This window comes from Geodermatophilus arenarius (assembly GCF_042654585.1).
Taxonomy (GTDB): Bacteria; Actinomycetota; Actinomycetes; order Mycobacteriales; family Geodermatophilaceae; genus Geodermatophilus; species Geodermatophilus arenarius.
Window position 1 is genome coordinate 59,302 of record NZ_JBHSGR010000026.1, and the last position, 14,883, is coordinate 74,184.

Annotated in this window: 14 protein-coding genes; 6 read left to right on the forward strand and 8 right to left on the reverse strand. The window is 75.6% G+C overall.

The window, feature by feature from the left end; genetic code table 11:
* Positions 1-3 precede the first annotated feature (3 nt).
* The 4 genes from ACFO3M_RS19910 to ACFO3M_RS19925 form a co-directional block, all read right to left on the reverse strand.
* The gene (locus ACFO3M_RS19910; protein WP_387993006.1) at positions 4-999 is read right to left on the reverse strand and encodes a Bug family tripartite tricarboxylate transporter substrate binding protein; all 996 of its coding nucleotides are present in this window, start codon (positions 997-999) and stop codon (positions 4-6) included.
* A 172-nt stretch (positions 1,000-1,171) separates the two neighbouring features.
* Positions 1,172-1,594: a VOC family protein gene (locus tag ACFO3M_RS19915; protein WP_387993008.1), complete on the reverse strand. Its 423-nt coding sequence runs from the start codon at positions 1,592-1,594 to the stop codon at positions 1,172-1,174.
* Positions 1,595-1,604: 10 nt separating this feature from the next.
* Complete coding sequence (locus ACFO3M_RS19920; protein ID WP_387993011.1) at positions 1,605-2,039, reverse strand: helix-turn-helix domain-containing protein; 435 nt, start codon at positions 2,037-2,039, stop codon at positions 1,605-1,607.
* Positions 2,040-2,140: 101 nt separating this feature from the next.
* Positions 2,141-2,287, reverse strand: a complete 147-nt coding sequence (locus tag ACFO3M_RS19925) for a hypothetical protein (protein WP_387993014.1) — start codon at positions 2,285-2,287, stop codon at positions 2,141-2,143.
* A gap of 624 nt (positions 2,288-2,911) precedes the next feature.
* On the opposite strand from ACFO3M_RS19925, the gene ACFO3M_RS19930 reads away from it, so the two are divergent.
* Both ACFO3M_RS19930 and ACFO3M_RS19935 read left to right on the forward strand, forming a co-directional pair.
* Positions 2,912-3,799 (forward strand): alpha/beta fold hydrolase, encoded by an 888-nt coding sequence (locus tag ACFO3M_RS19930; protein ID WP_387993017.1) that lies wholly within the window; start codon positions 2,912-2,914, stop codon positions 3,797-3,799.
* Positions 3,800-3,824: 25 nt separating this feature from the next.
* Positions 3,825-4,394, forward strand: a complete 570-nt coding sequence (locus ACFO3M_RS19935) for a copper resistance CopC family protein (protein WP_387993020.1) — start codon at positions 3,825-3,827, stop codon at positions 4,392-4,394.
* Between the two features lie 18 nt (positions 4,395-4,412).
* On the opposite strand, the gene ACFO3M_RS19940 is transcribed toward ACFO3M_RS19935, so the two are convergent.
* The 3 genes from ACFO3M_RS19940 to ACFO3M_RS19950 all read right to left on the reverse strand — a co-directional run bounded on the left by ACFO3M_RS19940 (position 4,413) and on the right by ACFO3M_RS19950 (position 9,689).
* Complete coding sequence (locus ACFO3M_RS19940) at positions 4,413-5,219, reverse strand: MBL fold metallo-hydrolase (protein WP_387993023.1); 807 nt, start codon at positions 5,217-5,219, stop codon at positions 4,413-4,415.
* Positions 5,220-5,229: 10 nt separating this feature from the next.
* Complete coding sequence (uvrA, locus tag ACFO3M_RS19945; protein ID WP_387993026.1) at positions 5,230-8,127, reverse strand: excinuclease ABC subunit UvrA; 2,898 nt, start codon at positions 8,125-8,127, stop codon at positions 5,230-5,232.
* 137 nt (positions 8,128-8,264) lie between these two features.
* Positions 8,265-9,689: an amidase gene (locus ACFO3M_RS19950; RefSeq protein ID WP_387993029.1), complete on the reverse strand. Its 1,425-nt coding sequence runs from the start codon at positions 9,687-9,689 to the stop codon at positions 8,265-8,267.
* Between the two features lie 48 nt (positions 9,690-9,737).
* Between ACFO3M_RS19950 and ACFO3M_RS19955 the strand changes: the two genes are divergently transcribed.
* Entirely contained in the window at positions 9,738-10,397 is a 660-nt protein-coding gene (locus tag ACFO3M_RS19955; RefSeq protein ID WP_387993032.1) for an MBL fold metallo-hydrolase, read from the forward strand.
* Positions 10,398-10,474: 77 nt separating this feature from the next.
* Positions 10,475-10,717 carry a hypothetical protein gene (locus tag ACFO3M_RS19960; RefSeq protein ID WP_387993035.1) on the forward strand — a complete coding sequence of 81 codons (243 nt, stop codon included), beginning with the start codon at positions 10,475-10,477 and terminating at the stop codon, positions 10,715-10,717.
* Between the two features lie 207 nt (positions 10,718-10,924).
* Here the strand turns inward: ACFO3M_RS19960 and ACFO3M_RS19965 are convergent, their stop codons facing one another.
* Positions 10,925-11,908 (reverse strand): TerD family protein, encoded by a 984-nt coding sequence (locus tag ACFO3M_RS19965; RefSeq protein WP_387993038.1) that lies wholly within the window; start codon positions 11,906-11,908, stop codon positions 10,925-10,927.
* 98 nt (positions 11,909-12,006) lie between these two features.
* Between ACFO3M_RS19965 and ACFO3M_RS19970 the strand changes: the two genes are divergently transcribed.
* Together ACFO3M_RS19970 and ACFO3M_RS19975 are read left to right on the forward strand one after the other, a co-directional pair.
* Positions 12,007-13,713 carry an Hsp70 family protein gene (locus ACFO3M_RS19970; RefSeq protein WP_387993041.1) on the forward strand — a complete coding sequence of 569 codons (1,707 nt, stop codon included), beginning with the start codon at positions 12,007-12,009 and terminating at the stop codon, positions 13,711-13,713.
* A gap of 3 nt (positions 13,714-13,716) precedes the next feature.
* Positions 13,717-14,883 (forward strand): hypothetical protein (locus tag ACFO3M_RS19975; protein ID WP_387993044.1); only part of this gene is annotated, 1,167 nt, incomplete at its 3' end.

The following is a 14,883-nucleotide window of genomic DNA, read 5'->3' on the forward strand; positions in this document are numbered from 1 at the left end:
CGCTCACTGCACGAGCCCGATCTGCTCCAGGATCGCGCGCACCCGCGCCTCCTCGTCGGCCAGGAAGTCGCCGTACTCGTCGCCGGTGAGGAGCAGGTCGTCCCAGCCGTTGGTCTCGACCGCCTCGGCCCACTCGGGGGTGTCGTGGACGTCCACGACGAGCTGCGTGAGGTCCTCGCGCGCCTCCCGCGACATCCCCGGCCGGGCCATGAGGCCGCGCCAGTTGGAGACCTCGACGTCGAAGCCGGACTCGACCAGGGTCGGGACGTCGGGCACCTGGTCGGACCGCTCGGCCGTGGAGACCGCGAGGCCGATCAGGTCGCCGGTGCGGACCTGCTCGCCGTAGTCGGTGGGGCCGGAGATGCCGGCGGCGACCTGATTGCCGAGCAGCGCGGCGAGCGACTCACCGCCGCCGGAGTAGGCGATGTAGTTGACCTGCCCGGGGTCGATGCCGGCGGCCTCGGCCAGCAGCCCGGCGAGGATCTGGTCGGTGCCGCCGGCCGAGCCGCCGGCGATGGGGGTGCCGGCCGGGTCGGCGGCCCACGCCTCCACGAAGCCCCGGATGTCGGTGTAGGGCGCCTCGGCCGGGGCGACGATGAGCTCGGTCTCGCCGATCAGCCGGGCGATCGGGGTGACGTCGGACAGCCGGGTGGCGGAGTCGTTGGTGTCGACGGCGCCGACCATGACCAGGCCCATCATCATGAGCAGCGCGTCGTCGGTCTCCCGGGCGAGCTGGCCGAGGCCGATCGTGCCGCCGGCGCCCTCGACGTTGAACACCTGCACGTTGCGGGCCAGGCCGCTGGTCTGGACGACCCGCTGGAAGACGCGCGCCGTGGTGTCCCACCCGCCGCCGGGGCTGGCCGGCGCCATCAGCCGCAGCCGGGAGAGGTCGCCGGGCTGGACGACGGTGCCGGCGCACCCGCCGAGTGCCCCGGCCGCGGCCGCCAGCGCCGGGGCGGCCACCGTCCCGGCGAGGAACGACCTCCGGCTGAGCGGCACGGACGGCCTCCCCTCGGTGGTGACGGCGGTCACACCGGACGCTAGACCCGGCCGGAGGCGCGGTCGAGCCGGCGGACCCGGACGTGCGGGTTCCGCGGCCGACCCCTGCCGGCTCCGTGACGGCCGGGCCCGGGGACCGCGACGCGGTCCCCGGCGGGCCCGGCCGGCGGGGTCACGCCGAGGGCGGCGGGGTCATCTGGGCGATGCGGACGGAGTTGCCGAACGGGTCGCGGAAGCCGAAGTCGATGCCGTAGGGCTGCACCACCGGCTCCTCGGGCAGGTCGACGCCCTTCTCCTTGAGCGCGGCGTGGGTCTTGTGCGCGTCGTCGGTGGTGAGGAACAGGTGGCCGCCGCCGGCGCCCTTGGTGACCAGGTCGCGCACCGTGTCGGCGATCTCCGGGCTCACCGACGGCGGGGCGGGCCGCTCCAGCAGCACCGCGTGGCCGGGGTCGCTGGGCAGGACGACGGTGAGGAAGCGCATCGGCCCGAACTGCTGGTCGGTCTGGACCTCGAAGCCCAGCTTGCCGACGTAGAAGTCCAGCGCCTGGTCCTGGTCGAGGACGTAGAGGGAGGTGATCGAGATGGAGGTCAACATGCCGACGACGCTAGGGGCGGGCGTCGGCGGCGGGCTTCTCCGGAACTGCTGTCTTCTCGCTGGGCCGCAGCCAGCGCATGCCGAAGCAGGAGGGCACCGGCGCCAACGGCCCGCGCCGCCGGTAGACGCTCGGAGGCTCCCCCACGACCTCGGCGAAGACCCGGCTGAAGGTGCCGAGGCTGGAGAAGCCGACGGCCATGCAGATGTCGGTGACCGTGCGGTCGGTGCTGCGCAGCAGGAACATCGCCCGCTCCACCCGCCGGCGCTGCAGGTACCGGTGCGGCGTCTCGCCGAAGGTCTCCTTGAAGGTGCGGATGAAGTGCGCCTCGGAGACGTGCGCGATGCGGGCGAGCGCCGGGACGTCCAGCGGTTCCCCGTAGGAGCGGTCCATCTCGTCCCGCGCCCGCAGCATGCGCCGGTTGGAGTCCTCGCTGGCCCGGCTCACGGGGGCAGCATCCCAGGGTCTCGACGGGATCCTGACCCACGACGGCGGCACGTCACTCCGCGGAGGGCCGTCCGGGGGCGCCGGGGGCTCGGGCTACCCGTTCACCCCACGAGCCGGCGGCACCGCGGGCACGGGTCGTCCGCCGCGCGCCAGGGGGCCTCCAGCACCTGCACGATCGCGCCGCAGAGCGCGACCTCGTTCTCCCCCGTCAACTCCTCCGCGCTGCGGTGCACCTCGACGGCGTGCACGAGCCCCGTCTCCCCGCCCGGACTCATCCGCGGCGGCCAGCAGGACCGCGGCCGGCCGCACAGGAGGCTCGCGCCGGCCGCACTGACTGTTCGGTCAGTAATCACAGTCCCAGCGTGCCCTGGATCACATCCGGCCGCGCCTCGGACGATGCCGTCTTGTTACCGTGGTGCCGTCCTTTCTGCTCAGCGGCTCGGGCGCCTCGTTCTTCGAACGCATGAGCGCTCACGTGGACGACGTGGTGACCGCCCCGGTGCCGGTGGCGCCGGCGGTCGGGCTGTCGTCCGGGCCGCTGGGTGCCGCGCAGGCCGCCGACCGGGAGATCGCCCGGTCGACCGCCCGACCGCCGCGCCCGACCTGGCCGGCTGCTGCGCCCGCCACCACCGCAGCGAGCACCGGGCCCCCGGCTGGCGGCACCGCCCGGCCGCCGACGGGGCCCTCACCGTCACCACCCCCACCGGCCTCACCGCGACGACCACCCCACCGCCCCGCCGAGGCGGGACCCCGGGGCGAGGCGCGTGTGCGACCCGGAGCGTTGACCGGTCCCGGACGCCGCGGACACGATGACGGGCGCACGCCCTGCATGGCCGACCTGCCGCGCGCCGGCCCGAGCGACGGGAGCGACCATGGCGGACACGGGAACGATCACGGTGCCCCACCTCGGCACGTCGACCATCGGCTACCGGTTCGGCCGGCCCTACGACCCCTCGCTCCCGACGCTGGTCCTGGTCAACTCCTTCAGCACGTCCGCCGACCTCTACCGGCCCCAGTTCGCCGACGAGGACCTCGCCGCCACCGCCAACCTGCTCGCGCTCGAGCCCTACGGCCACGGCCGCACCCGTGCCTCGTACGAGCAGTTCACCTACTGGGACTCGGCCGTCGCCGACCTGCAGGTCCTCGACGCGCTGGGCATCCCCGAGGCCTTCGTCCTGGGCACGTCACAGGGCGGGTGGGTGGCGGCCCGGATGGCGATGCTGGCGCCACGCGTCGTGACGGGCATCGTCCCCCTGGGCACCTCGATGGACCACGAGAGCCCGCGCAGCCGCGACCTGGGCTGCTGGGACGGCGTCGCCTTCTGCACCCCGGCCATCGACGCGCTCGCCGAGGAGGTCGGGCACGACTGGGCCGTCCCGGTGGAACTGGTCGACGCCGTCCTCGCCGAGGGGCTCGGCGAGGACGTGTCCCCGGCCGAGCGCTCGTTCTGGCACGAGACGCACCAGCAGAACTACAGCGGAGACGACGGCCGCCGCCGTCTCCGGCTCTCCAGCATCAACCTGCGCGACCGCGACGGCCTGCACGGGCGCCTGGACGACGTGCGGTGCCCGGTCCTGTGGATGCACGGCACCGAGGACACGGTGTACTCCGTCGCGAACGCCGAGCAGGAGATCGGGCTCTTCACGAGCAGTGCCGACGCCGAGCTGCGGGTCGTCGACGGCGGCCGGCACTTCCTGAGCGCCTCGCACCCCGCCGAGGTCGATCGGGCGACGATCGACTTCATCCGGCGCTGGACGTAGCGGCGCCGCCCTCCCCGAGGCCCTCGTGCCGACCGTCCGCGGACCCACGATCCCACCGCGCCTGCTCCTCACGGCGCTGCTGGCCCTCGGGCTCGCGCTCGCGGCGCCCGGCACCGCGTCGGCGCACCCGCTGCTGCTCGCCACCGAGCCGGTCGCCGACAGCACCGTGATGACGACCCCGCGGGCGGTCACCCTGACCTTCGCGGCCCGGCCGGCGGGCGGCGAGGTCACGGTCACGGGGCCGGACGGCGCATCCGCCGGTGCCGGCCCGGTCGTGCTCGACGGCGCCGTCCTGGTCGCGCCCGTCGCCCTCACCACGGCGGGCCGGCACACCGTCACCTGGTCGGCGGTCTCCGACGACGGCCACCGGCAGCGCGGCGTCTTCGTCTTCTACCACGCACCCGCGGCACCGCCGTCCCCGCTCGCGCCGGCCGCGAGCACCCCGACGCCCCCCGCCGGCGAGCCCGCCCGCACCGGCACGGCGTCCGGCGCCGACGACGGCGGCGCACCGGCCCGGGCGGTACCCGTCCTGGTGGCCGTCGGGCTCGCGACCGCCCTGGCCGCCGCGTTCCTCGTGCGGCGCGGACGCCGCTGAGGCGCGACGCGACCGGCCTCAGTCCGCCTGCTCCCACCGCCCACCCGAGCGGGTCACGCGGCCACGCGCCGGCTGCGGGGAGTGGGCGCCCACGCCGGACGTCCCCTCCTCCCCCAGCTCCCGCCACAGCCGCCGCCGGGTGCGGTGGGCCAGCGCGGCGTCGACGTCGCCCATCGACCGCCGGCCCGGCTCGGCCAGCTGCACCGGGCAGGTGACGGCGTCGCCGAGCAGCACCAGGCGCTCCCCGCCGGAGGTCACCGACACGGGCGGGTGCCCCGGCGTGTGCCCGGGCGTCAGCCGGGCGTCGACCCCGGGCGTCACGGTGGCGTCCTCCGCGAGCGGGCGCAGCCGCGCCGTCCCGGCCCAGCGGCGGAAACCGGTGCGGACGTGGCGGGCCATCTCCCCCCGGCCCGTCGACGAAGTGGGTGCCGTCGGCGGCGCCGAACCAGATCGTCGCCCCGGGGACCCCGGCTCGCCGTCGGGCCCGAACAGCCAGCCGACGTGGTCGGCGTGCAGGTGCGTGCACACGACGTCGGTCACGTCGTCCTGGCGCACGCCGAGCGCCCGCAGGCCGGTCGGCAGCTGCCCACCGGCGAGCAGCATCCGGTCCGGCAGGGACTGCGCCTCCGGCCCCGTGCCGGCGTCGACCAGGACGACCCGGCCGCCGGTGCGGACGACGAAGCAGCCGATCGGCAGCCACGCCGCGTCGTCCCGGTCGAACAGCTCCGGGTGCGCACCGGGCGGGACGTCCCCGCCGAAGCAGCTCCGGCGGGCGACGGACGTCCCGTCCGCGACGGCGTCGACCCGCACCGTCCCGACGCGCACCCGGTCGCGCTCAGCTCGCGCGCTTGCGCGTGGCCCGCTTCTTCGGCCCGGCCGCCGCGGCCTCGATCGCCGCGGGGTCGAGCAGCGGCACCAGGTACCGGCCGGTGTGCGACTCGGGCACCGACGCGACGAACTCCGGCGGCCCCTCGGCCACGACCGTGCCGCCGCGGAACCCGCCCTCGGGCCCCATGTCGATCAGCCAGTCGGCGCTCTTGATCACGTCGAGGTTGTGCTCGATGACGATGACCGAGTTGCCCTTCTCGACCAGGCCCTGCAGCACCTGCAGCAGCTTGCGGATGTCCTCGAAGTGCAGGCCGGTGGTCGGCTCGTCGAGGACGTACACGCTGCGGCCGTTGGACCGCTTCTGCAGCTCGCTCGCCAGCTTCACCCGCTGCGCCTCGCCGCCGGACAGCGTCGTCGCCGGCTGGCCGAGCCGCACGTAGCCCAGGCCGACGTCGGTCAGCGTGCGCAGGTACCGCGAGATCGAGGGGATCGCGGCGAAGAAGTCCGCGGCCTCCTCGATCGGCATGTCGAGGACCTCGGCGACCGTCCTGCCCTTGTAGTGCACCTCGAGCGTCTCCCGGTTGAACCGAGCGCCCTTGCACACCTCGCAGGGGACGTAGACGTCCGGCAGGAAGTTCATCTCGATCTTGAGGGTGCCGTCGCCGGAGCACGCCTCGCAGCGCCCGCCCTTGACGTTGAAGGAGAACCGCCCCGGCTGGTAGCCGCGGATCTTCGCCTCCGACGTCTGCGCGAACAGCTTGCGGATCTGGTCCCACACGCCGGTGTAGGTGGCCGGGTTGGACCGCGGCGTCCGCCCGATCGGCGACTGGTCGACGTGCACCACCTTGTCCAGGTGCTCGAGCCCGGTGACCGTGCGGTGCCGGCCCGGCACCATCCGCGCCCGGTTCAGCTCGTTGGCCAGGACCGTGTAGAGGATGTCGTTGACCAGGCTGGACTTGCCCGAGCCCGACACCCCGGTGACGGCGACCAGGCAGCCCAGCGGGAACGTGACGTCGACGCCCTTGAGGTTGTGCTCGCGGGCGCCCTTGACCACCAGCTCGCGCCCCGGCGTCGGCTGCCGCCGCACCTTCGGCACCGTGATCTCCATCCGGCCGGACAGGTACTGCCCCGTCAGCGACCGCTCGCTGGCCATCAGCTCCGACACCGGCCCGCTGACGATCACCTCGCCGCCGTGCTCACCGGCGCCCGGGCCGATGTCGACCACCCAGTCGGCGGTCTTGATCGTGTCCTCGTCGTGCTCGACGACGATGAGCGTGTTGCCCATGTCCCGCAGCCGGATCAGCGTCTCGATCAGCCGGGTGTTGTCCCGCTGGTGCAGGCCGATCGACGGCTCGTCGAGCACGTACAGGACGCCGACCAGCCCGGAGCCGATCTGCGTGGCCAGCCGGATCCGCTGCGCCTCGCCACCGGCCAGCGTGGCCGCCGGCCGGTCGAGGGACAGGTAGTCCAGGCCCACGTCGACGAGGAACGACAGCCGCGCCTGGATCTCCTTGAGCACGCGGTCGGCGATCGCCCGCTCGCGCTCACCCAGCTCCAGGGCACCGAGCCAGTCGGCCGCCTCGCCGATCGACAGGCCGGTCACCTCGGCGATCGAGCGGCCGTTGAGCTTCACCGCGAGGATCTCCGGCTTGAGCCGGGTGCCGTGGCACACGGGACAGGGCACGTCGCGCATGTAGCCCTCGTACTTGTCCCGCATGTAGTCGCTGTCGGTGTCCTCGTGCCGGCGCTCGATGAACGGCAGCACGCCCTCGAACGCGGCGTAGTAGCTGCGCTCGCGGCCGTAGCGGTTCTTGTAGCGGACGTGCACCTGGTCCGGGGAGCCGTGCAGGACGGCCTTCTGCACCCTCGCCGGGAGCGCCTCCCACGGGGTGTCCATGGAGAAGCCCAGCTGGTCGGCCAGCCCGGACAGCAGCCGCTGGAAGTACTCGTTGCTCATCGACCCGGCCCACGGGGCGATCGCGCCCTGCGCCAGGCTCTTCTCCGGGTCGGGGACGACGAGGTCGGGGTCGACCTCCTTGCGCGTCCCGATGCCGGTGCACTCCGGGCAGGCGCCGAACGGCGAGTTGAACGAGAACGAGCGCGGCTCGAGGGCCTCGAACGACAGGCCGTCGTCGACGCAGGCCAGGTGCTCGGAGAAGGTCCGCTCGCGCTCCGGGTCGTCCTCGGGGAGGTCGACGAAGTCCAGGACGACGAGGCCGCCGGCGAGGCCGAGCGCGGTCTCGACCGAGTCGGTGAGGCGGCGCTTGGCGCTCTCCTTCACCGTCAGCCGGTCCACGATCACCTCGATCGTGTGCTTCTCCTGCTTCTTGAGCTTCGGCGGCTCCGTCAGCGGGTGCACCACGCCGTCGACCCGGACGCGGGAGAAGCCCTGCGTCTGCAGCGAGCTGAACAGGTCGACGTACTCGCCCTTGCGTGCCCGCACGACCGGGGCCAGCACCTGGAACCGGGTGCCCTCCTCCATCGACAGCACCTGGTCGACGATCTGCTGCGGCGTCTGGCGGGCGATCGGCTTGCCGCAGTTGGGGCAGTGCGGCTGGCCGGCGCGGGCGTAGAGCAGCCGGAGGTAGTCGTAGACCTCGGTGATGGTGCCGACGGTCGACCGCGGGTTGCGGTTGGTCGACTTCTGGTCGATCGACACCGCGGGCGACAGGCCCTCGATGAAGTCGACGTCGGGCTTGTCCATCTGGCCGAGGAACTGGCGGGCGTAGGCCGACAGCGACTCGACGTAGCGCCGCTGGCCCTCGGCGAAGATCGTGTCGAAGGCCAGGCTCGACTTGCCCGACCCGGACAGCCCGGTGAAGACGATCAGGGCGTCGCGGGGCAGGTCGATGTGGACGTCCTTGAGGTTGTGCTCACGGGCGCCGCGGACGACGAGACGGTCCAAAGTGATCCCTGTCGGTCAGCCGGGCCGGCCGGTCTCGCCGGGCCGCGGTCAGTGTGTCGAGATGTCGATACGGACAACGCCGTCACTGTCCGCGCGCAATCCGTGACGACGGCGACGTTGCCGCCGGGTGGGGGTGCTCAGACGGAGGCCGGGGACGGCGCTCGGGCGGGGTCGAACACCGGGGCGTGACGGCGCCAGGGCGCGCGTCGCTCCAGCTCTCCGGCCAGCCAGAGTAGTCGCGTCTCGCTGCCCGGGGGGCCGACCAGCTGGACCGCCAGCGGCACCCCCTCCTCGCGCGTCCCGACGGGCAGCACGACCGCCGGGACCCCGGCCAGGTTCCACGGCCAGGCCCACGGCGCCCACCGGTTGTCGGCGTCGAAGTTCGCCAGGAACCCGCGCTCGTGCCACGGCCGCGCCGGCAGCGGCGGGCCGTTGGTGATCGGGGTCAGCAGCACGTCGAGGGCGTCCTCGGCGAAGAACGCCGCCGTCCGCTCGCGGAACCGCTCGGCGGTCGCCGGCCGGACGAGACCGGCCCGCCGGGCCAGCCGGCCGAGCCGGGCGTGGGTGCGGCTGCGCGGCTGCAGCGCCGCCCGGTCCAGCCCGAGCGCCGTGGCGTCGTCCTCCGCGCCGGCCAGCCAGCGGGCGGTCGCACCGAAGACGGCCCCCCACGGGACCACCGGGGCGCGCTCGACGACGACGTGCCCGGCGCCGCGCAGCAGCCGCGCCGTCCGCTCGACCGCCCCCAGGGCGGTGGCGTCGGGCCGGGCCCACGGCAACGGGGAGCGGCGGCCGACGGCGATGCGCAGCGGCCGGCCCGGGTCGGCCGCCGACCAGTCGAGGTCGGCGTCCTCCCCCGCCAGGACCGCGGTGCCCAGCGCGACGTCCTCGACCGTCGTGGCCAGCACGCCGTTGACCGCCATGCCCGACCAGTCGTCGGCGCCGATGCCGCCGGGCAGCACGCCGCGGCCGGGCTTGAGGGTGACCAGGCCGCACGCGGCGGCCGGCAGCCGCAGCGAGCCCATCCCGTCGTTGCCGTGCGCCAGCGGGACCGCTCCCGCGGCGACCGCGGCGGCGCTGCCGCCGGAGCTCCCGGCCGGGGACAGCGCGGTGTCCCACGGGTTGCGGGTGACCGTGCCCGGCCCGTCGGTGGCGGCGTAGAGGCACAGCTCCGGCACCCGGGTGATCCCGACGACGACGGCGCCGGCGGCGCGCAGCCGGGCGACGACCTCGTGGTCGGCGTCCGCGGTGATGGCGTGGGCGGCGCAGCCGTCGGTCACGGTCTCCCCGGCGACGCCGACGTTGTCCTTCACCGCCACCGGGACGCCGGCCAGCGGCAGCGTGGCCCGGCGCGGGTCGGCGTCGACGGCTGCCGCCTCGGCCAGCGCCTCCTCGGCGCGGACCACGCGGAAGGCGCCGATCCGGGGCTCGACGTCGGCGAGGTGGGCCAGGTGCGCCCGCACCACCTCGACCGCGGACACCTCGCCCGCGCGCACGCGCCCGGCGAGGACGGAGGCGGGCAGGCCGACGAGCCGGGCGCCGCCCGGAGCTCCGCTAGCGTCCATGCGGGCGACCGTAACCGCGCTCGCCGACAGTTCTCGAACGGAGGCCCGATGACCTACACCGGCGACGTCGAGGTGGGTGGCCCGGCCGACGTGCGGGAGCTGCCCGGGCTCACGATCAGCAAGGTCGCCGTCAGCGAGATGGCCAACAACGCCTACCTGCTGCGGGACACCGCCACGGGCCAGGCGCTGCTCGTCGACGCCGCCGCCGAGCCCGACACGCTGCGCGCCCTGATCGGCGACGCCGACCTGCGCACCGTCGTCACCACGCACGGGCACTGGGACCACCACCGCGCCCTGCCCGACGTCGTCGCGGCCACCGGGGCGCAGACGGTGGCGCACGCCGCCGACGCCGGCGACCTGCCCGTGCCGGTCGACCGGACGGTCGCGCACGGGGACACCGTCGCCGTCGGCGAGCAGGTGCTGGAGGTGGTGCACCTGCGCGGGCACACGCCCGGCAGCATCGCGCTGGTCTGGCGGGGCCCGGAGGGCGCCGGCACGCACGCCTTCACCGGCGACAGCCTCTTCCCGGGCGGCGTCGGCAACACCTGGGAGGACCCCGAGCGGTTCGCCAGCCTGATCGACGACGTCGAGCAGCGGCTGTTCGCCGTCCTCCCGGACGACACGTGGGTCTACCCCGGCCACGGCAGGGACACGACGCTGGGCGCCGAGCGGCCGTCGCTGCCGGAGTGGCGCGCCCGCGGCTGGTGACCTGCTGCGGAGGCCCTCCCGGTGCGACCATCCGTGCAGGCCAGGACGGCCGGCGGCGGGTCACGAGGAGGCCTCCGATGCACTCCCAGGCGAAGCAAGAGGCACAGGACGCCCTGTTCACCGCGATCAGGGACCAGGCCGAGAAGAACATGCGGTCCGCGATGCGGCCCGCGGAGAAGGCCGCGCTCCTGCGCCGGCTGGCGGAGGCCTACCGGCTCACCGCCGGGGGCCCGATGCCCGACACCCCCACGCGCCGATCGGTCCCCGCACCGCGCAAGGCCGCGGACGACGGAGCGCCCGCGCGGACACGCACCGCCTGACCGGCGCCCGTCCCCGGCGTCGGCGCGCGACCTCGTCGAGGACGGCGGTCGGCGCCCGCCGCAGGGCGGCGACGGGGACGGTGACCGGCGCGGTCACCGCTGCCGCGTGCGGCTCCACCGGGGTGCTCCTCGTCCTCCGGGGGTCCCGCAGGACCCCCGGAGGACGAGGAGCACCCCAGGAGCGGGGCTACGCGCGGGACCGGCGGCTCACTTGCGGCCGGGCGTCCAGTCCATGCCCCAGCCGTAGGTGCGGTCGAGCACGTCCTGGCCGCCGTGCACGTAGCGCACCTCGCGGTTGACGACGAGCTGGCCGCCCTGGTTCTCGATCATCGCGATCGCGCAGATGCGGGCGCGCGGGTCGTGCTCGTCCAGGCGCACCTCGATCTGCGGCCCGTTCGCCGGGAACATCGTGACGACGGCGTCGGCCTGCCCCCAGTTCGGCACGCCCTCGTAGATGAGCGCGAACACGAGGATCCGGCGGATCAGCTGCGTGTGCTGCAGGTCGATCATCAGGTTCTCGCCGCCGCTGTTGGCGCCCGACCGGTCGTCGCCGTCCAGCCACACGATCGACCCGCCGTTGCCCAGCGTGTGCTGCCCGCGGAAGGCGTTGCCCAGCGCCTGGATGACGCCCTTGGAGCCGTCGGCGTACTCGTAGAGGCAGCCGAGGTCCAGGTCGATCGCCCCGCCGCCGGCGGCCGAGGCCAGCCGCTTGAGGAAGCCGCCGCCCCCGCCGCCGCCCCCGGGCCGGGAGTTCCAGTTCAGGTTGACCCGCAGGACGCCGGTGGTGCCGGCCGTCTTCGTCAGCGAGACCGACGGCGCCGACTTGGTCAGCGACACCTTGTTCATGTTGACCCCGCCCTGCTGCTGCGGGGCCGGGGGCTGCTGCCCGTACTGCTGGCCGTACGGGGGCTGACCCGGGGGCGGGTACGGCGGCTGGCCCTGCGGCGGGTACGGGGGCTGCCCCTGGTACGGCGGCTGCCCGTACGGCTGGCCCGGCGGCGGGTACGGCGGCTGCCCGGGCGGCGGGTACTGGCCCGGCGGCGGGTAGGGCGGCTGCCCCTGGTGCGGCGGCTGGCCGTAGGGCTGCCCCGGCGGCGGCTGCGGGGGCTGGTACGGCGGCGGCTGCGGCGGCGCCGGAGGGGTCTCCGGCTGCGGCGGCGGGGACTTCGGGCGCTTCGTGTAGTCGACCAAGGGAGGCCTCCCCGCAGGTTCGCCCGACCGGGCCGACCTGCGCTCTGAGCGGCGGACACGTCCTCCTGACCCTATGCGGCGCCGCTACCCTCCGGCCCATGCCGCGCGGTGTCCCCTCGCCCTCCTCTGCCGTGTACGGGATCGACCTGGGCACCACGTACAGCTGCCTGGCGCAGGTCGACGACGACGGCGCCGCGCGGGTCGTCCCCCTCCTCGACGGCGCCCCGACGCTGCCCAGCGTCGTGCTGTTCGTCGGCCCCGACGACTACGTCACCGGCGAGCGCGCCCGCGTCCTGGCCCGCGCCCGGCCCGACGACGTCTGCACGCTGGTCAAGCGGCGCATGGGCGACAGCACGTGGCGGTTCGTCAGCCACGGCCGGTCCTGGTCGGCGCCCGCGGTCAGCAGCCTGGTGCTCAAGGCGCTGGTCAGCGAGACGAGCTTCTCCACGCAGGGCCCGGTGCAGGACGTCGTCATCACCGTGCCCGCCTACTTCGGCGACGAGGAGCGGCGGGCCACCCGGCTGGCCGGCGAGTACGCGGGCCTCACCGTCCTCGACGTCATCAACGAGCCGACGGCGGCCGCGCTGGCCTACGGCTTCGCCCGCCTCGACGGCGGCGGGCCGGCCGGGCACCTCGAGGAGGTCGCGCTCGTCTACGACCTCGGCGGCGGCACCGTCGACGTCGCGGTCGTGGAGCTGGCCGACCGGCGGCTGGCCGTGGTCGCCACCGACGGCGACCACGAGCTCGGCGGCGCCGACTGGGACGAGAAGCTCGCCGTCCACCTGTCGCGCGCCTTCCTCGCCGCCCACCCCGACGCCGAGGACCCGCTCGACGACGGCGCCGGCGGCCAGGCGCTGGTGCTCGCCGCCGAGCGGGCCAAGCGCGAGCTCAGCGTCCGCGAGTCCGTCGTCGTGCCGGTCGAGCACGACGGCCGCCGGGTGGACGTGCCGGTGACCCGCGCGGAGTTCGAGCGGCTCACCGCGGGCCTGCTCGACCGCACGATGGAGCTGACCCGCGCGGCGGTCGCGGCGGCCCGCGCCCGCGGCGTCGAGCGGATCGACCGGGTGCTGCTGGTCGGCGGCTCGACCCGGATGCCCGCCGTCGCGCGGCGGCTGACCGCCGAGCTCGGCGTGCCCGCCGAGGTGCACGACCCCGACCTCGCCGTCGCCAGGGGCGCCGCCGTCTACGGCCGCAAGAAGCAGCTGGAGCGGCTGCTCACCGCCGACCTGGTCACCCGCGGGCAGCTGCGCGACGGCACGCCGCTGGAGTACGCCGCCCCCGCCGACGTCGACGCCGCCTGTGCCCGCCTCGGCGACGCCGTGGGCCTGTCCGCGGCGCAGGTGCGGCGCACGGTGGAGATCCAGGTCCTCAACACCGTCTCCCGCGGCTTCGGCGTCCTGGCGCTGGACCGGTTCGGCGAGCCGTCGGCGGTCTTCCTCGTGCACCGCGACGACCGGCTGCCGGTGGCCGTGCGCCGCTCGTTCGGCACCGTCCACGACGACCAGCGGGTGGTCACCATCCGGGTGGTCGAGCAGGGCGGCGGCGCCGAGTCCGCCCGCCCCGAGGACGCCAAGCTGCTCGCCGAGGCCTCCATCGAGGACATCCCGCCCGGGTACCCCGCCGGCACCGAGATCCAGGTCGTGCTGCGGATGGGCTTCGACGGCATCCTCGAGCTGACCGCGCTGCACGAGGGGCTGGCCGACCGGCCGCTCACCGTGCGCGTGGAGACCGGCGCGGCGCTGAGCCAGGCCGACGTCGCCCGCGAGCGCGCGCAGGTCGGCCGGGTCCGCCGCCGGCAGGACTGACCCGTGCTGCCTCCCTTCGACGGCAACGGCTACCGCAAGCGGGTCCTCGCCGCCATCGAGCGCCGCGGCGGCCCCGATGCGACCGACCCCTTCGAGGTCTACGACCTCCCGCTGGAGGCCGCGGGATCGCTGACCGACGACGAGGTCGCCCGCCGGGTCGACGACGTCTGGGCGTTCTGGCAGAAGCAGCGCGACCACCCCAAGTACCGCGGGCTGGTGACCGCGCTGCTGCGGTCCCACGACGCGCTCGCCGCGCAGCTGCGCACCCCGGGCGGGCGGCAGTGGCTGGCCGGGCAGACCCGCGCCGAGCGGGAGCGGCGGGAGGCCGCCCGCTTCGCGGCGCTCGACGCCGCGCTGGAGCGGCTGGTCGAGCGCTTCGGCGGGGTGCCGGCCGACAAGGTCGCCGGCCTGCGCGGGATGGCCGCCGCGGCCGGGCTCGACGACGCCGCCTTCGAGGCCCGGCTGCGCGGGCACCGGCTGCTCGGCGCCGAGGCCCCGGCGGCGCCCGCGGAACCGGCCGACGCCGCGGTGGTGCTGCGGCAGGTCCGCGACGGCCTCGAGGAGCTCGGCCGGATCGAGGGCGCCCGCGTGCCCAGCCTGCACGCCCTGCTGGAGCTGCCCCCGACCGCCGACCGCGAGACGGTCCGCCGGCGCCGCGACGCCCTGCTCGTGGTCAACCGGCAGCGCCGCCCCGACCGGCGGCGGGCGCTCGTCGACGACCTGCTCGCCGCCGCCGGCACGCTGCTCGTCGACGGCGACCCCGCCGTCTACCTCGACGCCCTCGCCGACGACGTCCGCGCCGCGCTGCGCCCCCGCGTCACGGCAGCCGTGCTCGTCGAGGACCGGCTCACCCCCGCCGACGCGTACCTGCTCCTGCAGGAGGCGCAGGCCGCCGGCCTCGACCAGCAGCGCGCGGCCGCCGTCGTCACCGGGCTGGCCCGCGAGGCGGGCGCCATGGGAGACGTGCCCGCGCCGCCGCCGGCCCGCGTGCCCGGCCGCGCCGACTGGCAGGCGGAGGTGTCCGCGGCGCGCGCCGCGCTGCGGGACGGGCGGCCCGCCGCCGCCCGCCGGCACGCCGATGCAGCGCTGTCCGCGGCCGGCGAGCTCCTCCCGCCGATCCGTGCCGTGCGCGACGAGGCGGCCGAGGTCGCCGCCCGCGCCGGCGCCGCC